This is a genomic window from Streptomyces sp. NPDC002809, from assembly GCF_040295435.1.
In the GTDB taxonomy this organism is placed as follows: Bacteria; Actinomycetota; Actinomycetes; order Streptomycetales; family Streptomycetaceae; genus Streptomyces.
Genome location: NZ_JBEOVJ010000014.1, coordinates 119,180 through 141,595 on the forward strand (window position 1 = coordinate 119,180; position 22,416 = coordinate 141,595).

At 72.1% G+C, this 22,416-nt stretch carries 11 protein-coding genes; 7 read left to right on the top strand and 4 right to left on the bottom strand.

Annotation, left to right across the window (positions count from 1 at the left end):
* Window positions 1-74: 74 nt before the first annotated feature.
* Entirely contained in the window at window positions 75-3,173 is a 3,099-nt protein-coding gene (locus ABT025_RS12225) for a type 2 lanthipeptide synthetase LanM family protein (RefSeq protein WP_350992806.1), read from the bottom strand.
* A gap of 250 nt (window positions 3,174-3,423) precedes the next feature.
* Complete coding sequence (locus tag ABT025_RS12230) at window positions 3,424-4,164, bottom strand: Type 1 glutamine amidotransferase-like domain-containing protein (RefSeq protein WP_350992808.1); 741 nt, start codon at window positions 4,162-4,164, stop codon at window positions 3,424-3,426.
* A gap of 255 nt (window positions 4,165-4,419) precedes the next feature.
* On the opposite strand from ABT025_RS12230, the gene ABT025_RS12235 reads away from it, so the two are divergent.
* A complete protein-coding gene (locus ABT025_RS12235) occupies window positions 4,420-5,415 on the top strand; it encodes a helix-turn-helix domain-containing protein (protein ID WP_350992810.1) in 996 nt (331 codons plus the stop codon).
* 59 nt (window positions 5,416-5,474) lie between these two features.
* Here the strand turns inward: ABT025_RS12235 and ABT025_RS12240 are convergent, their stop codons facing one another.
* Window positions 5,475-14,303 carry a non-ribosomal peptide synthetase gene (locus tag ABT025_RS12240; protein ID WP_350992812.1) on the bottom strand — a complete coding sequence of 2,943 codons (8,829 nt, stop codon included), beginning with the start codon at window positions 14,301-14,303 and terminating at the stop codon, window positions 5,475-5,477.
* Between the two features lie 405 nt (window positions 14,304-14,708).
* On the opposite strand from ABT025_RS12240, the gene ABT025_RS12245 reads away from it, so the two are divergent.
* The 6 genes from ABT025_RS12245 (at window position 14,709) to sbnB (ending at window position 20,746) form a co-directional block, all read left to right on the top strand.
* Window positions 14,709-15,176 carry a cobalamin B12-binding domain-containing protein gene (locus ABT025_RS12245; RefSeq protein WP_350992814.1) on the top strand — a complete coding sequence of 156 codons (468 nt, stop codon included), beginning with the start codon at window positions 14,709-14,711 and terminating at the stop codon, window positions 15,174-15,176.
* The gene (locus ABT025_RS12250) at window positions 15,166-16,443 is read left to right on the top strand and encodes a methylaspartate mutase (RefSeq protein WP_350992816.1); all 1,278 of its coding nucleotides are present in this window, start codon (window positions 15,166-15,168) and stop codon (window positions 16,441-16,443) included. The genes ABT025_RS12245 and ABT025_RS12250 overlap by 11 nt, the downstream gene beginning before the upstream one ends.
* Before the next feature lie 73 nt (window positions 16,444-16,516).
* Complete coding sequence (locus tag ABT025_RS12255; protein ID WP_350992818.1) at window positions 16,517-17,533, top strand: asparagine synthetase A; 1,017 nt, start codon at window positions 16,517-16,519, stop codon at window positions 17,531-17,533.
* Window positions 17,530-18,753, top strand: coding sequence for a glutamate synthase-related protein (locus ABT025_RS12260; RefSeq protein ID WP_350992820.1), 1,224 nt, complete (start codon window positions 17,530-17,532; stop codon window positions 18,751-18,753). The genes ABT025_RS12255 and ABT025_RS12260 overlap by 4 nt, the downstream gene beginning before the upstream one ends.
* Window positions 18,750-19,697 carry a 2,3-diaminopropionate biosynthesis protein SbnA gene (gene sbnA / locus ABT025_RS12265; RefSeq protein ID WP_350992822.1) on the top strand — a complete coding sequence of 316 codons (948 nt, stop codon included), beginning with the start codon at window positions 18,750-18,752 and terminating at the stop codon, window positions 19,695-19,697. The genes ABT025_RS12260 and sbnA overlap by 4 nt, the downstream gene beginning before the upstream one ends.
* Before the next feature lie 41 nt (window positions 19,698-19,738).
* Window positions 19,739-20,746 carry a 2,3-diaminopropionate biosynthesis protein SbnB gene (sbnB, locus tag ABT025_RS12270; protein ID WP_350992824.1) on the top strand — a complete coding sequence of 336 codons (1,008 nt, stop codon included), beginning with the start codon at window positions 19,739-19,741 and terminating at the stop codon, window positions 20,744-20,746.
* A gap of 442 nt (window positions 20,747-21,188) precedes the next feature.
* Here sbnB and ABT025_RS12275 read toward each other — a convergent pair.
* Window positions 21,189-22,416, bottom strand: a 1,228-nt coding sequence (locus ABT025_RS12275) for an alpha/beta fold hydrolase (protein WP_350992826.1), incomplete at its 5' end; no start/stop codon positions are given.

The following is a 22,416-nucleotide window of genomic DNA, read 5'->3' on the forward strand; positions in this document are numbered from 1 at the left end:
GAGGGGAGAGCGGAGACGGGGAGAGCGGGGGCAGGAGCGGGAAAGGAGCCGGGTCCGGCCGTGGCCTTTCGCCCTCAGCAGGCGGGCGGAGTGGCCGGACAGGAGTGCTCCAGCAGGAGCGCGGACGGGACACGGGTGGGGGAACACAGACGGAGGAGTCCGTAGCCGATGCCGGCGAGGCCCGTCAGCATGCCGGGAGAGGGCACTTGGTCGGGGGTGGCGCAGCGGTGCTGCTGGCCCTCGACGGTCGCGAGTACCCGGCCGCTGGTGCGGGTCAGGGCAGCGGACGCCTGGGTGTCGCCCCGGCCGGCCAGGACCGAAAGGGCTTCCAGGGCACCGAACATGCCGTGGCCCGCGCTCAGGTTGGGGCCGTCGCCGAGGGCGGAGAGCCGGGCGGCGAGGTCGTTTCGCCCCGGCAGGTGCGCAGCCGCAGCGGCGATCCCGGGGAGACCGGTGGTCCACGAGGGGCCGTGCGCGGCGGCTTCGGGCCCGGCGGCGGCCGAGCGCAGCAGACCGGCCGCTTCCTCCGGACGTCCCCTTCCGTCCGCCCGGTGGTCCGCGTGGCGCCACAGCGCCCAGCCGATGCCCGCGGCCCCGTCGGCGAACCCCGCGGAGCCACCGCCCTGCGAGGCCGCGGGGGCCAGGACGTCCGCCACCGCGTCGGCCAGTTCCAGGGCCTGACGGGCGCCCGTCGCTTCATGGGCGGCGACCGCCGCCGCCAGGGCCCCGGCGGCACCGTCCGCGAAGCCGGGATCCACGCAGGCGCCCACGGCGTGTTCCAGCGCGGTGAGCGCGTCGGGCAGCGAGTCCGCGAGTTCGGCGTCGAGGAGGGACGACAGCCGGATCAGCCCGTACAGGATGCCGCCGAGCCCGTCGTACGCTCCTGGTCCGACCGCGGCACACAGTTCGGGGTCGGCCGCGAGCATCTTCAGCAGGCCGGGCAACGGCAGCACCGCCTGGTGGGCGAGCGCGGTGTAGCGGTCGGCGCCCGCGAGCAGTCCGGCCTGGGCCAGGAAGAGTGCGACCCCGGTGTAGCCCTGGCCGAGCCCCGCGCCCATCGGCAGGACCGACCAGTGCCCGCCCGGCAGGCATTCGAGGCCGAGCCAGTTGGCCCGGCCGGCCCGCACGGCGCGGGCGGCGATCTCGTCGGCGATTCCGCAGGCCGCGGCGAGTAGTCGTGACGGCTCCGGCGCCACCGCCGGCAGGGGCGTCGCCACCAGTTCGGAGCGTGGCCTGACCAGCGGGGAACCGGCCTCCCGGGCGGCCAGGGCGGCCGCGACGATCCATTCCTGGTTCCGGCAGTCGACCTCGTCCATCCGGGCGATCTTGGTGCGGACGGCGCTCAGGCTCGCCACCGGCAGCAGGTGAGGCAGCCACGTCCCACCGGCCGCACGCACTCCCGTGCCGGAGGGCCGGTGGACGAAGAGGGGGATGTCCCCGCGCCACAGGTCCTCGGTCTCGTGCTCCACCAGCTGCCCGCGTGCCGGGTCGCGCGACGACTCGGTCCACAGCACCGCGAACGCGGCGTCCCGGGCGAGCGCGTCGCCCAGCAGTGCCGGGTGCGTGGACTCCTCGAGCAGGGTCGAGTACAGCCGTGTGGATCGAACGATCAGCCGCGCGGGACTGTCCGCATGCCGGGCCAACAGGGCTCCTGGCGCGCTGAGCTCGTTACCGTGCGCCCGGATCGCGTCGTACGTGGTGCGGAAGCCGTCCAGCAGCGCGGCGCGGTGGTCGGCGCCGTGGAGGCGACGTCCGTGGGGCAGCGGCTGGTTCTGCGCGGCCGGACTGACCACCGGACCTCGTACGACGCGCATGGTGTCCAGTCCGCTGTCCTGCCAGCACAGGCCCTCGCTCGGGTACGTGCCTTCCTCGGCACGGCCCAGCGCGGAGATGTCCAGCGCGCCGTGCTCCCCGATCAGCAGGTGGGGCAGCAGGCACGTCCGGTGGACGGAAGCCTGAAGGGCGTCGGCGGCCGGGTCGGCCCCGGCCGTGGAGGCCTGCGGCAGCCCGGTGTGCAGCAGGGTCTCGGCGTCCACCAGTACCGGCTGGTCGCCGGCAGCGATGAGGTTCTCGTAGTGCATGTCGGCGCCGTCCACCGCGTACAGCAGGGCCAGCAGCGCGCCCTGGCGCCGGTAGAAGGCGTCCGCCTCGGCCACCGAGCCGCACCAGCGGTGCTCGATGTACTCCAGCCAGCCGTGCTCCTGCCGCCGCACGGTGCGCGGGGTGCGCAGCTCCAGGCCGTCGACCCGGCCGGTGAGCCAGTGGGCCAGGTCGTCAAGCAGGGCGTGCTGCCCCAGCGGACGGGGCTTGTACACCGCGCGTGCCCCGTCCGCGAACTCCAGCACCGCCACCGAGCGCCCGGCTCGGTGGGCGTCGCCACGGCCCAGTTCGATGCGGGTGAGCGGGCCGGGGTCGCGTCCGTCGAGAAGGACGGCCACCAGTTCCTGCCGGTCGGCGTGCAGCCGCAGGCCGAGTTCGGCGACCGCGTCGGCCGCGTCCATGGCCGTCCGGCCCAGCATCCGGGCCAGCACCGGATAGGTGGTGAACAGGGCCCGCAGGCCGTCCGCACTCCCGCTGGCGGCGAGGAAGGAGGCGAAGCGATCGCGGGGCGTGGCCCCGGGGAGCCGACCGGCGCGCCGGGCGCCGTCCAGTTCACGGACGAGTGTGCGGGCCGCCTGCCGGGCCATCCGGCCCAGCAGCCACTGCTCGAACGAGGCGCGCAGCATGGCCCGTTCTGCCGGGGGGAGCGGTGCCAGCTGCCGGTCGAGGGCGGCCGAGGCCGGACCCACCAGCGGTGCCACGACCGGTGCGAAGGCCTCGGGCCCGGTTGCGTCGCCGCCGGACTCCGGCCGTGCGGCGATGTGGGCACAGTCCAGGGCCTCTTCGATGTAACCAACCCAGCGTGGAGTGCCTGCGCGGTTCGCCAGGCGTTGCGGTGACTCGTCGGCGAGGGCTCCCAGGGCGAGTTCGTCGAGACCCAGGTGGGTCAGCCGAGCCGCGAAGCCCGCCGTGTCCCCGACGGCCCAAGGGGCGCGGCCGGACGGGACGGTCGCGACGGTCGCCACGGGACGTCCTGGGGCGCCGACGCGCTCGCTGAGGGAGAGCGCGGGGGCCCACCAGGCGAGCGGCAGGTGCGCGCTTCGGGGAGTCGTGGGTGCGGCTGATTCGGTCACAGGAAGAACGTCGCAGATACTGCACGGCCCCCACATGGGGGAGCGTCCCCCATATTCTCCGAAGGCCCCCGCCGGTGAGTGGGGGCCGAGGCGGCGAACTCGTGGGCATCCGGCCCGCGTTCCCGGCGCCGGAGGCCGACTTCGCAGGTCACGGCATACGTCGACATCTCCGTGCTGCCGCACGGCCCGCCGTGACACCTCGTTCCGGCGGCACGTCCCCGCCGGTGCGCGGCCGTCCGCGCGGAAGGAGTCAGTGCCGGGCCGGCGGCAGCAGGCGTGGCTCAAGGCGTTCCTCACGCACCCCGCCACCCTCGCACGTCACCACGTAGGCGCCCTTGCCCGCCGATTCCGTGACCGCCTCCACGAGACGGGTGCCGTGATACACGAGCCCCACCCCGTCGTCGGTGCAGTGCGCCGTCGGCAGGGTGCCGTCAGCGACCATCCGGTGGATCAGCGGACGGCGGCCCAGGTCGGAGTCGTAGTGGACACCGTTGCCGTACGGCAGGAAGCCGAGCGCGTCCACCACCGGCCGCAGATCCGGCCCGTACGAGTCGGTCGCGCCGCCCGTGAACCAGCAGATGGATCCGGCGCTCACCCCGCTCAGCACCACCCCCGCCTGCCAGGCGCGCCGCAGCGCCCCGTCCAGCCCGTGCACCCGCCACACCGCCAGCAGATTCGCTACCGACCCGCCCATGACCCACACGACGTCGTGGTCGAGGAGCGTGCCCTCCACGTCCTCCACGTTCGGCATGGGGAACAGGTGCAGCGGCGTCAGGTCGAACCCCGCCACCCGTGCCGCCTCGTGCATGCGTGCGGTGACGTGCTCCGCGTCCCCCACCGCCGTGCCCAAGTACAGGATTCGCGGACGGCGCCCGTTCACCCCGGACAGGTCAACCGCGTGGTGGACCAGGGAGTCGAACAGCACCCGCGCACGGGGGTCGGCGCGATGCCCTCCGGAGGTGGCCAGGACGGTCGGCTGCGAGGCGGGCATGCGCGAGATGATAACCCGTGCCGGCAAAGGGGCGTTGCCGCAACGCGACGGGGCCGCTCCGCAACGCCGCGGGAGCATCGGCCACAACTTGGGTGGTCGGCCCGCATCCGCCACCGCCCCCGCCTCCCGTCTACTGATGTCGGGCCGACGATCCCGGCAGCGGCACGGGACCGTGCAGCCCCGGCGTGTGGAACATCGTCGACTCAATCAGTGACCAACAGGTGCCGTACGGCCGAGACAACAGGAGTGAAGGACATGCGGACCTCTCTGGGTATCGACCCCCTCGCACGGAGCGTCTATCTCACGATGGTCGACCTGCCCGGCGCCGGCGTCTCCGAGTTGGCGGAGCAGATGAAGGTGTCCGAGGACACGGTCCGGGAACGGCTGGAGCGGTTGTCCTCCCTCCTGCTGGTGGTTCCCGGCGATACCTCCACCGGCTGGCGGCCCGTCGACCCGGAGGTGGGCCTGGCGGCGATGCTCGCCCGGCAGCAGGACGAACTCGCCCGCCATCGCCTCCAGGTGGAGGACAGCCGCCTCGAAGTGACCCGGTTGCTGTCCGAGCACTCCCGCGCCGGCCGTGACGGTATGCCGGGCGTCGAGTGGCTGGCCGGTGCGGACGCCGTGTGGCGGCGTGTCACGGAACTCGCCGAGGGGTGCGAGCAGGAGTGGCTGACTGTCGGCCCCACGGAGCGGGTCGCTGTTCCCGTTGCCGAGTCCGCCCGGTCCATCGACGAGATCCTGCGCAGGCGTGGAGCGGTTGCCCGCGCCATCGTCCTGGAGAGCGTCCGCAACGATCCCGAGGCGATGAGCCGCGTGCGGGGGAGGACAGGCGGGGTCGGCTCGATCCGTACGCTGCCGTCGCTGCCCGCGTGGATGATCCTCTGCGACCGCACCCACGCCGTGGTTCCGGTCGCCGGTGCCCGGGCCGTCGTCGGCGCCATGGTGTGCGGCGTCGAGTCGGTCACCCAGGCGTTCGCCGCACTGTTCACCCGCCTCTGGAAGGAGGCGTTGCCGCTGGCCGAGGCGCGCCCGCGCACCCGTGGCGGCCTCTCCCTCCAGGAGCAGCACGTCCTGAGACTCTGGGCGCAGGGTCTCACCGATGCCGCCGCCGCCCGCAGGATGGACGTGTCGCTGCGCACGGTTCGCCGGCTCTCCGAGAAGCTGACCGATCGTTTCGGTGCGCAGAGCCGCTTCCAGCTCGGCGCTCTGGCGATCGCCCAGGGTGGCATCCAGGTCGAGGACATGGTCTGACGCGTCCTGCACGCATCCGTGAGACCCCACGGTCGTCTTCGCGGCAGGGGCGCAAGCCCTCATCCGGCCGGCGCGAACTGTGCGCTGATCGCCGCCATCATCAGGTCCGCGATGTGCTGCGCCAGTTCCTCGGGGGTCGGGTGGTCGAACACGGTCCGTACCGGTATGTCGACCCGCAGAGCCTTCCGCAGCCTCGACGCGACCTGGGTGGCGAGCAGTGAGTGCCCGCCCAGCTGGAAGAAGTTGTCGTGGACGCCGACGCGTTCGATGCCCAGGAGCTCCGTCCAGACGGCCGCGATGTGACGCTCGACGGTGTTGCGCGGCGCCGTGTACGACGTTCCGAGATCCGGCCGCATGCCGTCCGGCGCCGGCAACGCCGCCCGGTCCACCTTGCCGTTCGCGGTCAGGGGCAGCTGCTCCAGCACCATGAACCACGCCGGGATCATGTAGTCGGGCAGCTGGCGCCCCAGGTGCGCGTGCAGTTCCATGATGGTCGGGGCGTCCGGTCCGGCGGCCACCAGGTAGGCCACCAGCCGCTTGTCGCCCGGCACGTCCTCGTGAACGACCACGGCGACCTCACCGACACCGGGATGGGTGATCAAGTTGGCCTCGATCTCGCCCAGTTCGATGCGGTTGCCGCGGATCTTGACCTGGTGGTCGACCCTGCGCAGGAACTCCAGCTGTCCGTCCGGCTGCCACCGGACCAGGTCGCCGGTGCGGTACACCCGGCCGCCCACCCCCTCGGCCTCGAACGGGACGAAGCGCTCGTTCGTCAACTCGGGGCGCCCCAGGTAGCCGCGCGACACCTGCACTCCACCGACGAGGAGTTCACCGGGAACGCCGACGGGCTGCGGAGTGCCGTGCTGGTCCACCACGAAGCACCGGGTGTTGGCGATAGGCCGCCCGATCGGCGGGACCGTGTCACCGGGGACGCACACCGTGGAGGTGGCGACCACCGTGGTCTCCGTCGGACCGTAGTTGTTGACCACGCGGAACGGCAGCCGGGCGAGCGGCGGCATCCGCAGCCGGTCACCGCCGGTCAGTACGTAGTCGAGGGGGCTGTCCGTGCCCCAGTCGAGCGCCGACAACGACTCCAGCATCGGCGTGGACAGGAACGCGGCGTGGACCGCCTGCTCGCCCAGCCAGTCCCGCAGCAGATGCGGAGTGAGCCTGACCCTCTCGTCGGTGACGCAGCAGGTCGCACCCCGGGTCAGGCCGAGCCACAGCTCCCACGCCGCCGCGTCGAAACCGATCCCGGCGAGCAGCGCGATCCGCTGTCCCGGGTCGAGTCCGTACTCGGCCGCCGTCCAGTGGACCAGGTTCACCAGGCTGTGGTGCTCAACCTGGACCCCCTTGGGCCGGCCGGTCGAGCCGCTGGTGTAGATGAGATAGGCCAGGTTGTGCGCGGTGGCGGCGGGCTCCGGATCGGTAACCGGCTCACCGTCCAGCGGACCCCCTTCGGCGTCGCACTCGTCGAGCAGCAGCAGGGGAACGCCGGACGGGATCCGGTCCGCCTGCCCGGTGTGGGTGAGGACGACCGGGGTCCTCGTGTCACGCACCATGTACGCCAGCCGCTCGACGGGGTACTCCGGGTCCATCGGCACGTAAGCGGCCCCCGCCTTCAGTACCGCCAGCTCCGCCGTCACCAGGTCTGCCCCACGGCCCAGGCACACCGCCACCGGCATGTCCGGCCGCACCCCGTACCGGGTCCGCAGGTGGTGGGCGATCCGGTTGGCGCGGGCGTTCAGCTCGCCGTAGGTCAAATCGCCCTGCGGTGAGTCGATGGCCACGGTGTCCGGCTGCTGGGCGGCCCGCTCCTCGAAGAGGCCGTGCAAGGTGGCCTTGTCCGGGTAGGCGGTGGCGGTGCCGTTCCATTCGACGAGCGTCTTCCGCCGCTCGGCCGGGGTGAGCATGCACAGCTCCGACAGCCGAGCCCCCGGCGTGCCGGCGACCGAGTCCAGCAACGTACGCAGGTGGCCGGCCAGCCGGTCGACGGTGTCACGCGAGAAGAGGTCGGTGCGGTACTCCAGGGTCCCGAGCAGGCTGCCGGCCGGGCCTTCGGACATGATCAGACTCAGGTCGAACTTGGCGTCCGGCAGTGTCACGGCGAACGGTTCCACCTCCAGACCCGGCAGGCTCCAGGTGTGGCCGTCCGGCGTGTTCTGCAGCGCGAACAGGGTCTGGAACAGCGGGTTGCGCGACGGGTCCCGGTCGGGTGCCAGTTCCTCCACCAGGCGCTCGAAGGGAAGGTCCTGGTGGTCGTACGCGCCGAGGGCGGTGTCCTTCACCCGGTCGATGAGCTCGGTGAAGGTGGGGTCGCCGGACAGGTCGGTGCGCATCACGAGGGTGTTGACGAAGAAGCCGATCAGATCCTCGGTCTCGGCCCGGTTGCGGCCGGCGATCGGGCTGCCGACCGCGACGTCGTCCTGCATGCTGTACTTCGCCAGCAGCACCTGGAACACCGCCAGAAGCACCATGTAGAGGCTCGCGCCGTTCGTAGCCGCCGCCGCCCGCAGTCGCGCGGCGACCTCACCCGGCACCTCGAACGCCAACGTGGCGCCGCCCGCCGGCGGTCCCGCCGGGCGTCGGTGGTCGCTCGGCAGCTCCAGCGGTTCCAGCCCGGTGAGCCGGTCCCGCCAGTAGGCCAGTTGCCCTTCCATCACCTCACCGGCCATCCGCTCCCGTTGCCACACGGAGAAGTCCGCGTACTGCAGAGGCAGTGTGGGCAGACCGGTCGGCGCCACCCCCGACGTCGCCGCCCGGTACCCCTCGCGCAGTTCGCGCGCCATGACTCCCTCCGACCATCCGTCGGCGGCGATGTGGTGCACGGTCAGCAGGATGAATGCCTCGTTGTCGGCGAGCCGCACCAGGTGGGCGCGCAGCAGCGGACTCGTTGCCAGATCGAACGGGCGACCCGCTTCAGTCTCCGCGAACCGCTGTGCCGCCGCACGCCGTTCGTCCGGGTCGAGGACGTGGCGCAGGTCGTGGACGGATGCTCCCACGAATGCCGGTGGGTCGATGACCTGCCCCGGCTCGCCGTCCTCGGGGACGAATCGGGTGCGCAGGATCTCGTGACGCGCCACCATCGCGGTGAGAGCGGTGTCCAGCGCGGTCGCATCCAGTGCGCCACGGACGTGCAGGGCGAACGGTACGACGTACTCGGCGCGCCCTGGTTCCAACTGGTCCAGGAACCAGAGCCGTTGCTGGGCGGAACTCAGTGGCAGCGGACCGCCGGTCCGGTCGGCGGGCGTGATCTGCTCCGTGTCGTCCGAGCCGAGCTCCGCTACGACGGCTGCCAGCGCGGCGACCGTCGGTGCCGCGAACAGCGCCCGTACCGGCACGTCCACGCCGAGTGCGGTCCGCAACCGGGAGGTCACCTGCGTGGCCAGCAGCGAGTGACCTCCCAGTTCGAAGAAGTTGTCGTCGATGCCGGCGACGTCCGTACCCAGCACCTGCGACCAGGCCGCCGCCACCGCGCGCTCGGCCGGTGTGCGCGGCGCGACGCGGTCCTGGGGCGAACGGGGCTGGGGAGCGGGCAGCGCGCGCCGGTCCACCTTGCCGTTCGGGGTGAGCGGCAGCCGGTCCAGCAGGACGAAGGCGGACGGCACCATGTAGCCGGGCAGCTCGCGGTGCAGCCGGGCACGCAGTTCCTCGGTGGTCGGCGCCTGCCCGCCCGGCACGACGTACGCCACAAGGCGCTGCTCGGCCGGGATGTCCTCTCGCAGGACGACGGTCGCGGCCGTGACGTCGGGCCCGCCCAGCAGCACCGCCTCGATCTCGCCCGGTTCGATGCGGTGTCCGCGCAGCTTCACCTGGTCGTCGAGCCGTCCCAGGAACTCCAGTTGGCCGTCGGGCAGCCATCGCACCCGGTCCCCGGTGCGGTAGACCCGCCGCGGTGTGCCGTCGACGTTCACGGTGACGAACCGCTCCGCCGTCTGCTGCGGCAACCCCTGGTAGCCACGGGCCAGCCCGGCACCGCCGACCAGGAGTTCGCCCGGAACTCCGATCGGCACCGGCCGGTCGTACCTGTCGACGACGTGGACGACCGTGTTGCGAACCGGCCTGCCGATCGGCGGCACGGCCACCCCCGGCACCACCTCGGCCGATGTCGTGACCACTGTCGATTCGGTCGGCCCGTAGTTGTTGACGACACGGAACGGCAGCCGCAGCCCGGCGGGCAGGCGCAGCGCGTCACCGCCGGTCAGGACGTGGGCCAGCGAGGTCGGCTCCGACCAGTCCAGCGTGGCCAGCGCCTCCAGCATGGGTGTGGACAGGAACGTGCTGTGCACCCGCCGTCCGGCCAGCCAGTGCTGGAGCAGCTCGGGTGCGCGCCGCACCGTGTCGTCGGGTACGCACACGGTCGCACCCGCGGCCAGCGCGGGCCACACCTCCCACGCCGCCGCGTCGAAGCCGATTCCGGCGAGGTGCGCGATCCGGCGGCCCGGCTCCGCCCCGAAGCTCTCCACCGTCCAGTGGATCAGGTTGACGAGGCTCCGGTGCTCGATCTGCACCCCCTTGGGGCGGCCGGTGGAGCCGCTGGTGTAGATCAGGTAGGCCAGATCCTTCGGGGTGGCGGCGGGCTCCGGGTCGTGCGCCGGCAGCTCCTGGATCAGCGGCCAGTCCCGGTCGGTGAGGAAGCGATGGGGTGTGCGGGGCAGCTGGGCCGTGCGCGCCGAGTCGGTCACCACATGGGCCGCTCCGGAGTCCTGGATCATGAAGGCGAGCCGGTCGGCCGGAAGCTCCGGGTCCAGTGGCAGGTACGCGGCCCCCGACTTCAGCGCCGCGAGCAGCGCGGTGACCTGGTCGGGCCCACGCTCCAGACATACGGCCACCACCCGGTCCGGCCCGGCACCGAGCGACCGCAGGTGCCGGGCCAGCCGGTTGGCGCGCTCGTTCAGCTCCTGATACGTCAGCCCCCCGGTCTCCGACAGCACCGCGGTCGTACCGGGCAGTTGTGCGGCGCGCTCCTCGACGAGCCGGTGCGCCGTCGTGGCGGCATCCGGGGAGAGGGAGGCCGCTCCGGACCACTCGGCCAGCACACGCCCGCGCTCGGCGCCCACCAGCAACTCCAGCTCCGACAGGCGCTGTCCTCCGTCCCGGACGACCGCTTCGAGGAGCGTGGTGTAGTGCCCGGCCAGCCGCGTCGCCGTCGCGTGATCGAACAGGTCCACCGCGAATACGAGGTTTCCGCCGAGCGAACCGTCGGGCCGTTCGGTCAGGAGGAGCGTCAGGTCGAACTTGGCCTCCTCCGCCCGCACCGCGAACGGCTCGACCTCGAGACCGGGCATACCCCACGCGTCACCGTCCGGCGTGTTCTGGAGCACGAACATGGTCTGGAACAGGGGAGTGCGCGACAGGTCCCTCTGCGGCGCCAGTTCCTCCACCAGGCGCTCGAAGGGAAGATCCTGGTGGTCGTACGCGCCGAGGGCGGTGTCCTTCACCCGGTCGAGAAGGTCACCGAAGGTCGGGTCGCCCGACAGGTCGGTGCGCATCACGAGCGTGTTGACGAAGAAGCCGATCAGGTCCTCGGTCTCGGCCCGGTTGCGGCCTGCGATCGGACTGCCGACCGCGATGTCCTCCTGCCCGCTGTACTCGGCCATGAGCAGCTGGAACACCGCGAGCAGGGACATGAACAGGCTGGCGCCGCGCCCCGCCGCCATCCGCCGGGCGGCATCGACCACCTCGGCGGGCACGGTGAGGGCGACCGCGTTACCGCGGCCCGACCGCTGGGCCGGGCGGCGACGGTCGGTCGGCAGTTCCAGCGGCTGGAGCCCGGCGAGTCGCTCGCCCCAGTACGCCGCCTGTCCGTCCAGCGCCGAGCCGTCCAGGGCCGTACGCTGCCAGGCCGCGAAGTCCCCGTACTGGAGCTCCAGCGGTACGAGAGCAGCTGCACGGCCCGTGACCGCCGCCCCGTACAGCTCCCGCAGCTCCCGTGCGAGGATGCCCTCCGACCAGCCGTCGGAGACGATGTGGTGCAGCGCGATGAGCAGGAGCCACTCCTCCTCGGCGACACGCACCGCCACCGCCCGCAGGAGCGGCCCCGACGCCAGGTCAAACGGCAGTTCCGCCGCCTCGCGAAGAATGTCGAGTGCGGCGTCGCCACCGAGGTGCCTCGCGTCGTGCACATCCAGGGCCGCTTCCCTCGGCGCGTCGACGATCTGGACCGGAACGCCTCCACCGTCCGCCACGAAACGGGTCCGCAGGATCTCGTGCCGGCCGACCAGCGCCGTCAGCGCGGCTCCGAACGCGTCCGGTGCGAAACGCCCCGTGACCCGCATGCCGGCCGGGATGACGTACTCCGTCCGCCCTGGCTGCAACTGGTCCAGGAACCAGAGGCGTTGCTGGGCGAACGACAGCGGCAGCGGGCCTGCGGCCGGGTCCTGGCGCGGCATCGCCGTCACCGTGCCGGGACCGAGCGCGTCGAGGGCGGCCGCCAGCAGCGCCGGTGTCGGCGCCTCGAACAGGGTGCGGTAGGACACGTCCACGCCCACGTCCCGGCGCAGCCGGGAAGCGACCCGGGCGGCCAGCAGCGAGTGCCCGCCCAGTTCGAAGAAGTCGTCGTCGATGCCCACCGGCTCCACGCCCAGCAGATCGGCCCAGATGCCGGCGACTGCAGCCTGTGTCGTTGTCCGGGGCGCCGTGTACGCGACGGCCAGATCCGGACGGCGGCTCTCCGGCGCCGGCAGCGCCTTCCGGTTCACCTTGCCGTTCGGCGTCAGGGGAAGCCGCTCCAGCGTCACGTACCGGGCGGGCACCATGTGCTCCGGCAGATCCCGCGACAGGGCGCTGCGCAGCTCGGGCGCCGCGGGGAGGCCGTCGCCCGCCGGTACCAGGTACGCCACCAGGCGCTTGTCGCCCGGGACGTCCTCGCGGACCACGACGGTCGCCGCTGCCACACCCGGCCGGGCGAGCAGGGCGTTCTCGATCTCGCCCAGTTCCACCCGGTGGCCGCGCAGCTTTACCTGGTCGTCGATCCGGCCGAGGTAGACGAGCCGGCCGTCCGGCAGCCACTTCACCAGGTCGCCGGTGCGGTAGACCCGGGCGTCCGGATCCGCGGAGAACGGGTGCGGCACGAACCGCTCCGCCGTCAGGTTGGGCCGCCCCAGATATCCGAGGGCCACGTTCACGCCGCCGATCAGCAACTCACCCGGCACGCCGACCGGCTGAACCTCCCCGTGTGCGCCGACCACGAACACCTCGGTGTTGTCGATCGCGCGACCCATCGGTACGTGGTCCGCCGCCGGATCCACCGAAACCGTACGGCTGACCACGTTGCCGACGGTCGCCTCGGTCGGTCCGTACTCGTTGACGACGGCCGTGTCGTCCGCACCGCTCGCCAGCATGCGGTGCGTCAGCGCCGGTGTCAGGTCCTCGCCGCCCGCCACCACCGTCGCGATGGCGTGCCGCACACCGTCCCGCTCCAGCCGGGCGGCCAGTAGCTCCAGGTGGGAGGGTGTCGCCTTGAGGAAACTGATCCGCGCACCGGTCGCCACGAGATCCACGGCCGTGTCGAACACGGTCTGTCCCGGTCCGGGACTCGGTATCACCAGGCGCAGCCCCTGCACCAGCGGCAGGAACAGCGCGGTGACCGTCAGGTCGAAGGCCGCCGACGAGCACAGCAGCGAGCCGATCTCGGCACCGGGCGCGGGCGGGTAGGTGCGGTCGCACCAGTGCAGGTAGTTGACGACGCCCAGGTGCGCCACACGGACGCCCTTGGGGCGGCCCGTGGAGCCCGAGGTGTAGATGACGTAGGCCAGGTCGGATGGGCTCCCCGCGACTGCCGGGTCCGAGCCGTCGCCGTCGGGCCAACTGAGGTCGGTGAGCAGCAGTTCGGGACCCGGTGCGAACAGGCCGGCGTGGGCGGACTGTGTGATCACTACGGGCGCCGCACTGTCGCCGACCATGTACCGCAGCCGCTCGGCCGGATACGACGGGTCCAACGGCACGTACGCGGCACCGGACTTGAGAACTCCGAGCAGGGCACACACCAGATCCGTGCCGTGGTCCAGGCAGACCGCGACCAGTGTGCCCGGGCCGACGCCCCGCTCCTGGAGATGGCGCGCGAGCCGGTTCGCCCGCTCATCCATCGCGCGGTAGGTCAGCAGCCGGCCGTCGTGCTCCAGGGCGACCCCGTCCGGCTGCCGGGCGGCCCGTTCCTCGACCAGACGGTGGACGGTCGACGTGTCCGGGAACGCGGACCGGGAGCCGTTCCACTCGGTGAGGATCCGCGTCCGCTCCGGCTCCGTCAGCATCTCCAGCGCGCTCAGCCGCGTCCCCGGTGCCTCGGCGGCGGACCGGGCGAGGACCCCGAAGTGGTCTGCCAGGCGCTCCGCAGTCGCCCGGTCGAAGAGGTCTGTGCGGTAACCCAGCGCGCCGCGCAGCGCGCCGCCGTCGGCGGCGAGCTCCAGAGTTACCTGGGCCGTGGGCGTGATAACGGCCGTCGCCTCGCCCGCCGTGCGCCACGCAAACCACGGGGCACCGTCGAGCGCGCCGAGGGCTGCATCGGCGAGCTCCGCGTACGGCAGCCCGCCGCGCGCTCCCACGGCCGTCGCGACGTGCTTCCACGCGTCCTCGAACAGCGGGTCGCCGTCCGGACCTCGTACGGCCCGTACCTGTCCGTCATCGCCCCGCACCACCACCGGTACATCGCCCCGGCCGGTGTGCCGCGCGAGCAGGGCCTGGAACACCGTCAGCAGGACCGTCGAAAGCTCCACGCCCCGTGCGTGCGCCAGAGCGGAGAGCGCCTCGCCGGTCGCCTCGGGCACGTCGAAGAGGACCAGGTCCTGGGGACCAGTCCCGTCGTCCGCCGGGCGCCGGTCCGCCGGCAGCTCCAGTGGCTCCAGGCCTGCCAGCGCGTGACGCCACTCTTCCACCTGGTGATCAGCCACCGTTCACTCCTCATCGTCAGCACGTTGTCAGTGGTACGAGCGGTACAAGCAGTCGGTGCGGTACAAGCGGCCGGAGCGCTTCAGAGGCGGCACCGTGGCCACCGGCGCCGGAAGGACGTCCGCGGTGAGCACGTTAGGACGCGTGCGCGGGCGCCCCCAGTGGGCACAAATGACGCCCCGGCGGCTGGTCACAAGTGCCCAGTGACGCAAAGGAGAAGCGCTGGCCACCATGGACGACGTCACCCGCCGGCAGTCCGGACGCCCGGAGCCGACTCCCCGAAGCGCTGCCGGACACCTCCAAGGCGGCAGTGCCTTCGGCGACTCGATCAGGGCGGGGAACGTCCCGGATGACCGGCCCGATCGCAACGATCGCGGCCCCTTACGGTGTCGAGAGGAAAGCCGGTCGTGTACGTGCGTCACCAACCCCCGGAGAGCCCGCCCCACGCGGTTCTGAGCACCATCCCCTCGGACTCGCACACCTGGAACCTGCTGTTCCTCCAACTCGCCCTGGAGGAACAGGGATGGGAGGTCACCAACCTCGGAGCCTGCGTACCGGTCGACACCCTGGTCACGGAGTCCGCCACACGCTCCCCCGGCCTCATCGTCGTGAGCACCGTCAACGGGCACGGCGCTGAGGAGGCCCCCGCCCTGGCCCGCGCGGTGCGTGCCGAGCCCGCCCTGGCCCGTGTGCCCCTCGTCATCGGCGGCAAGCTCGGCACCGAGGGCGCCCTCGCCCCAGAAGCCCACACCGCGCTCACCGGGGCCGGCTTCGATGCCGTCCTCACCGGGCCGAGCGCCGTACCTCGGCTGCTCGCCCTGCTCGACTCCCTGTCGCGGCGCGGGCACGGAAGGGACTACGCCAATGCCGGCTGACCCCCTCCCCGGTGGCGCCTTCCACCGCTTCATGGACGCAGCCGCACGCTCCGGCGCCCTCGTCGTCCAGCCCCGCATGGGGTTCGCCGACCCCGCCAGGATGCGCGCAGGCCTGCTTGCCACCCGTGGCGCCGCAGCCACCACCGTCGGCACCCTCACCCTCGACAGCTTCACCCGGGTCGGTGACTACGAGGCCGCTGCCCGAACCGCTGCCCGGGGGCACCCGCTCAACGGCTACCCGCTCGTGACCATGCCCGTCGCCACCACCTCCGCGCTGCTCGACGGCGTCCGCGCCGAGGACTTCCCCGTCCAGGTGAGGCACGGCTCCGCGCAGCCCGGCCGCATAATCGAGGCACTGATCGACGCCGGGCTCGACGCCACCGAGGGCGGCCCCGTCTCCTACTGCCTGCCCTACGGGCGCACGCCGCTGGCCACCTCCGTGCAGGCCTGGCGCGACGCCTGCCGCACGCTTGCCTCGCTCCGGGCATCCGGCGTCGAACCGCACCTGGAGACCTTCGGCGGCTGCATGCTGGGCCAGCTCTGCCCACCGTCGCTGCTCGTCGCCCTCTCCGTACTGGAAGGGATGTTCTTCCGGCAGCACGGCCTGCGCAGCATCTCCCTGAGCTACGCCCAGCAGACCAGCGCGGAGCAGGACGAGGAAGCCGTCCACGCGCTGCGCGCCCTGGCCGCCGACCACCTCCCGGACACCTCCTGGCACGTGGTCGTCTACGCCTACATGGGTGTCTATCCAGAGACCAGACCCGGCGCGCTGGCCCTTGTCGCGGACGCGGCCCGGCTCGCGGTGCGGACCGGAGCCGCGCGCCTCATCGTCAAGACGGCCGCCGAGTCCGCGCGCATTCCCTCGATCGCGGAGAACGTCACGGCGCTGGAGACGGCCACGAGCGCCGCGCACTCCGCGCGGCGCACCGCACCACCGCCGTCCACCGGCGTCGAAGAGGAGGCTCGTGCTCTCGTGGAGGCGGTCCTCGGCCTGCACGACGACCTCGGGCAGGCCCTCATCCGGGCCTTCGCCCGCGGCTACCTCGACGTCCCCTTCTGCCTGCACCCCGACAACGCGGGTCGCACGAGCAGCGTCATCACCGAGCAGGGCCGGCTGGAGTGGTCCCGTACCGGATCGCTCCCGCTCGGCCCCACCGCCGTCGTGCACCGCTCCCGCCGCCTGACCTCGTCGGGGCTGATGTACGCGCTGCATCACGTCAAGACCCGCTACGACGCCCCCTCCGGCTCACTCGCCCGAGCGAGCTGACCTCACGCCACCCTCTTTCTCCGCAGCCCCCTTTCGGGCCGGTGAACCGTACGTCGACCGGACAAGGACCGACATGACACTCCAGATCGACCGCCCCCTGGCGTTCGCCGCCGCTCCCGCCCTGCCCTCGCCGCTGGAACACCTGCGCGACCCACGCACCAGGGCGGCCCTGCGCATCCAGCAGGCCCTGGTCGCGGGCGCCCGCGACTATCTGTGTGCCGACGACGCGGTGGAAATGGCCCATCCGATCATCGGCCCCGTCACCGACCCCGGCTCGCGCGGCGCCAAGCAGGTCGACGTCGACTACTACGGCCACCGCTACAAACTGATGACCAGCGCCATCCTCTACAAGCAGGCGTCCCTGCTGGCGTACGACCGCATCTTCCTCATCGCGCCCAACGTCCGCCTGGAACCCGTGGAGACCAGCACGACCCGTCGTCATCTCGCCGAGTTCCGGCAGATCGACGTCGAGTACGCGGGCGCAACCCGCGACGACGCCATGGACATCGCCGAGGGCCTCGTTCGCCACGCCGTCAACACCGTCGCCGACCGGTGCGAGGCCGAACTCGCCGTACTGGGACGCGATCCCGCCGCCCTCCGCCGCTTCGTCGCCCGGCCGTTCGCCCGGGTGCCGCACAGCGAGGTCGTCGAGCGGCTGCGCAGCGACGGTTACCCGCAGGCCGCCGGTACGGAGATCGAGTGGGAGGCCGAGGAGCGCATATCCCGACAGGCCGAAGCGCCGTTCTTCGTCGTGGGCTACCCGAAGGGCTCCCGGGGCTTCTACGACAAGGAGAGCCCGGACGACCCGGGCACCCTCCTCAACTTCGACCTGATCGCACCCGAGTCCTGCGGTGAACTGTGCAGCGGCAGTGAGCGCGAGAGCGAGTACGCCGCCCTGGTCACCCGGATGCGTGAGACCGGTGAGAACCCCGCCAAGTACGCCTGGTACCTCGATGTCGCCCGCCACGGAATTCCCCGGAGCGCGGGCTTCGGCATCGGCCTGGAACGCCTCACCCGCTGGGTGGCCGGCCTCGACTCCGTCTGGCAGGCCACCGCCTTCCCGAAGCTCGCGGGGGTCGTGTCCCCGTGACGTACCTGACCGCCCCTGGCCTGCCCGAGGACGCCATCCGCACGCGTGCCCGCGACGGAGCCGCCGCCGTCTTCCCACCGCTCGACAGCTACGGCACCTCCGTCTTCGGCGCGACCCGCGAAGAGGGCGACGAGATCGACGCCCTGCGCCTGGTCCCACCCGTCTTCATGCCCGGACGCCTCGCCGAACTCATCGACCTCGGACGGGAACCCCTCTACTCCGACGTCCGCCTCACCACCGCCCTCGGCGGTTTCGAGGCCCCCGTGCCGGTGTACGTGTCGGCCCTCGGCTCCACCCGTGTCGCCGGCACCAGCCTCGCCCTCAGCCGCCAGGCCGGACGGCTCGGCATCCCCATGGTCATCGGCGAGAACGTCGCCCCGATGAACGGCTTCCGCAGCAGCGGCGACGACCACCGCAAGGGCCTGCTGGAACGCATCCTCGCCTACTGCGAGGAACTGCCCGAGGGCATCGGCGGCGTCTGCGTCCAGCAGAGCACCGAGGACGCCGACTCCGAGGTCTGGAACCACGTCTACAGTGACCCCGCCGTCTCCGGCCTCCTCAGCTCGGGCCGCCTCGGCTTCGAGATGAAGGTCGGCCAGGGCGCCAAGCCCGGCCTCGGCGGCCTCACCGTGATCAGCGAGGCGGTCGCCGCCGACCTCGACGGGCAGTACGCGCTCGAACGCCTCGGCCCCGACGCCGCAGCCGTCCTGCGCTGCTCCAGCCCCGGTACCTTCACCGACGAGATCTTCCGCCGGCAGATCCAGCTCATGCGCAACAACTACCCGCGCGCCCGCTGCTGGGTGAAGCTCTTTCCCGGCCGGGACGTCGGCCGTGCCGCAGCCATCGCCTGGGAGGCGGGCGCCCACGCCGTCACCGTCGACGGAGCGGAAGGCGGCACCGGCTGGGCCCCCACCGGCTTCCTCGGCCACGTCGGACTGCCGCTGGCCGAGTGCCTGCGCCGCGTAGACCCCGCCGACCGCACCCTGCTCGCCAGTGGACGCGTCTGGGACGGCATCCGCGCCGTCAAACTGCTCGCCCTCGGCGCCCGCGCCGTCGGCCTCGGCCGCGCCGCCCTGGTCGCCGTGGACGAGGACCCGGAACACGGACTCGAACGCCTCGTGGACGCCATGGCCCTGGAGATGCGCATGGCCGTCAGTTCGCTCGGCAGATACGCGGCGGACGAGACCGGCCCCGAGGACCTGTGGAGGCCCGAGTCATGATCTACGAGCACACCTACGAGCTGGTCACCGACGACGTCTTCGTCCGCCTGGCCCACATGGCACCGGGCGCCGACATCTTCCTCAAGATCGAGGGTCTCAACCCGGCCGGCTCGGTCAAGCTCAAGACCGCCCTGAGCCTGGTCGAGGACGCCGAGCACCGCGGCGTCCTCACCCCCGGCGCCCGCGTCATCGAGTCGTCCTCCGGAAACCTCGGCATCGCCCTCAGCTCCATCTGCGCCACCAAGCGATACGCCTTCACCTGTGTGGTCGACCCCAACACCAACGCCACCAGCATCGACCACATGCGCGCCCTCGGCGCCGAGGTCGTCGTCGTGGACATCGTCGACCCGAACGGCGGCTTCCTCCAGTCCCGCATCGCCCACATCCGACGCCGCGTCGAGGCCGACCCGTCCATGGTGTGGCTCAACCAGTACGCCAACCCGGCGAACCCCCGCGCCCACTACGAGCAGACCGCGCGCGCCCTGCTCAAGGAGCTCCAGCACGTCGACTACCTGTTCGTCGGCGCGGGCTCCACCGGCACGTTCGTCGGCTGCTCCCGCTACCTGCGCGAGTACTCACCGGACACCAGGATCGTCGCCGTCGACGCCCTCGGCTCCATCATCTTCGGCGCCCCGCCCGGACCCCGCCGCATCCCCGGCCTCGGCGCCAGCCGCGTCCCGGAGTTGCTCGAACCCGGCCTCGCCGACGACGTCGTGCTCGTCGCGGAGGAGGACGCGGTCCACGAGTGCCGGCTGCTCGCCCGCACCCACGGACTCCTGGTCGGCGGCTCCACCGGCTCCGTCCTGGCCGCGATCCGCCAGTACGCCGACGCGTTCCCCGCCGGCTCCCGCATCGCCGCGATCTCACCCGACCTGGGCGAGCGCTACCTCGGCACGGTCTACAACGACGCCTGGGTGGGACAACACCTCGGTGTCCTCGCCTGACCACCGTCCCGCACTCCTCCCACCCGCGAAAGGCCCCACCGATGTCGACTTTTCATGTGATCGACGGCACCGTCGCCCAGGACGTCATCACCTCCGCGCCGTCCGAGATCCTGGAGATCGTGCGGGACACGTACCTCCAGCACAGCCGCGGCGTCACCGTGAACCCCAACAGCTACTTCCTGCGCTTCCCCGACAACCCCGGCGCCCGCATCATCGCCCTCCCCGCCCACCTCGGCGGCGAAGCACCCGTCTCCGGCCTGAAGTGGATCGCCAGCTACCCGGAGAACGTCCGACGGAACCTTCCCCGCGCCTCCGCCGTGCTGCTCCTCAACGACGCGGAGACCGGCTACCCGTTCGCCTGCCTGGAAGCGTCCCGGATCAGTGCCGCGCGCACGGCTGCCTCCGCCGCGCTCGCCGTGGAGACGCTGGCCCCCGACGAGGCGCCCCGCACGGTGCTCTTCGTCGGTGCCGGCATCATCGGCCGCACGGTCTCCGACTTCCTCGCGGCCCGTGGCCTCAACGTCCGTGAGTGCCTCGTCCACGACCATGTGGGCGCGTACGCACAGAAGTTCGCCACATACGCGTCGGACACACACGGCTGGCGGGCCAGAGCCGTCACCGGAATCGACGAGGCCCTGGCCGCCGCCGACCTGGTGATACTCGCCACCACCGCGCCGGCGCCCTGGCTGACGGACAGACAGACCCTGCCGTCGGGCCAGCTCATCCTGAACCTGTCCCTGCGCGACATCCACCCCACGGTCATGATCAAGTGCCACAACGTCCTCGACGACATCGACCACTGCCTCACCGCCGAGACCTCGCCCCACCTCACGGAGACGGAGTACGGCACCCGTGACTTCATCGACGGCACCCTCGCCGACGTGCTGCGCGGCACAGTCACCCTCGACCGAGACCGGCCCACCGTCTTCTCCCCGTTCGGCCTCGGCGTCCTGGACCTGGCCGTCGGCTGCCATATCTACCGGGCCGCCCTGGAGAGCGGCCGCGCCATCGACGTACCCCATTTCTTCCCCGAGTTGACCCGGTGGTGACCTGACCGCCGCGCCCCGGCGTCCTTCGCCCCGGTCCCGGGTTCCCTTCGCTGCTGGTCGGAGGGAACCCGGGACCGGGGCGTTCCGGCGTGTGGCGGGCATGCGTGAGGCAGGCGGAACACGGGAGTCGCCCCAGATCGACGAGACGCCCCCGAGGCCCTGCCCGGCGACGGAACTCCGGCGCGTGACACCGGGCGGGCGGGCCCGCCACGGACAGGGACATCGGGGCGACGGCCCGCCCCCGTCCGCGGGGCCTCACCCGGTGCCGTTGTGGTTCTCCTGGAACGGGTGAGCGATCCGGAGGCGGCGATCCGGAGGTGTGCCGCCCCGCCCCCCTGCGATGGTGCGGAACGTCCGTCGAGCACCACGAATGCTCCTGGCGGCAAAGAGCCGCCCCCCGCGTGAGCGGGGGGCGGCTTCGGTCGTGCGGACCAGCCGGCTGTCAGGCGGGCAGCAGCAGTGGGGTCTCGTGGTCGGTGCCGCCCCTCCCGGCCTCCCGAACCGCCGCGGCCTCCCCTACCGCCGCGACCAGCACGGACAGCTGCTCGTCACCCTTCACCATCTCCATGTGGCGACCCGGCATCGGACGGATGTCCAGGCCCAGCGGATAGAGCCCGCTCCAGTGGGCGACGTACCGAGCGTGCGGCACCTCGTCGCCGCTTTCGTCGCGCACGGTGTCGCTGACGAACAGCGTCGCGGGAGCCGCCGAGCCTCCGGGCCGGTAGGCGGCGAGCGAGCGCACCTCGGCTTCCAGGACCGGGTAGGGCAGCCACTCATCGAGCGTGATCGCCGACTCCTCGATGTTCATCTCCGGAGCCAGACCCTTCATCTCCCGCTCTGTGGAGGCACGTTGGGTGCCGGTCTCGGCCTGTCCCCTCTGCCACAGGCCGTCCACCCGGCGGTACACCTCGGCGTGCCGGCGGAACCGTTCCTGCTGGTCGTCCCCGGTGACCGCCGGCTCCAGCAGAAGCAGGGCGGCCACCGCCTGCGGGTCGGACACACCCATCGCGTGCGCGATCACCGCGCCGGTCGACCAGCCGAGGATCGTGCACGGCCCTTCCGGCTGCACCCGGCGGATCTCCCGCCAGTAGCGGTCCGCGATGGCCTCGAATCCGAAGAGGGGCGACTCAGCCGCGTCCAGCCCCGGTGCCTGGACGCCGTACACGGTGAACGCTCCCGCCAGGCGCTGCGCGAGCGCGCGGTACGGATGCGTGCTGCCACCGCCGGGGTGCACGCAGAACAGCCGGGGAAGAGAGGGGTCGGCCTCGGCCGACAGCTGGACGACCAGCCCGCCGGACCCGGTCCCGGCCTCCTTCTCCGGGGTGTCCAGCACGGCGGCCAGACCGGCCACCGTCGGATGCCGCATGATCTGCTGGAGGGCGACCTCCAACCCGGCCTCCCGGATCCGCGACGCCACACGCACGGCGCTGATGGACTGCCCGCCGAGTTCGAAGAAGTTGTCGTGGATGCCGATGGTGTCGATGCCGAGGATGTCGGTCCATATGGAGGTGAGTGTGCGTTCGGTGTTGGTGCGGGGGGCGGTGTAGGTGTTGGCGAGGTCCGGTCGGTGACTGTCGGGTGCGGGGAGGGCTTTGGTGTCGATTTTGCCGTTGGGGGTGAGGGGGAGTTGTTCGAGGGTGATGTAGGTGGTTGGGATCATGTAGTCGGGG

Coding starts and splice junctions, on each gene's coding strand:
- ABT025_RS12235 (WP_350992810.1), top strand. CDS start 4,420: ATGCGGACCTCTCTGGGTATCGACCCCCTCGCACGGAGCGTCTATCTC.
- sbnB (WP_350992824.1), top strand. CDS start 19,739: ATGTCGACTTTTCATGTGATCGACGGCACCGTCGCCCAGGACGTCATC.
- ABT025_RS12250 (WP_350992816.1), top strand. CDS start 15,166: ATGCCGGCTGACCCCCTCCCCGGTGGCGCCTTCCACCGCTTCATGGAC.
- ABT025_RS12255 (WP_350992818.1), top strand. CDS start 16,517: ATGACACTCCAGATCGACCGCCCCCTGGCGTTCGCCGCCGCTCCCGCC.
- sbnA (WP_350992822.1), top strand. CDS start 18,750: ATGATCTACGAGCACACCTACGAGCTGGTCACCGACGACGTCTTCGTC.
- ABT025_RS12230 (WP_350992808.1), bottom strand. CDS start 4,164: ATGCCCGCCTCGCAGCCGACCGTCCTGGCCACCTCCGGAGGGCATCGC.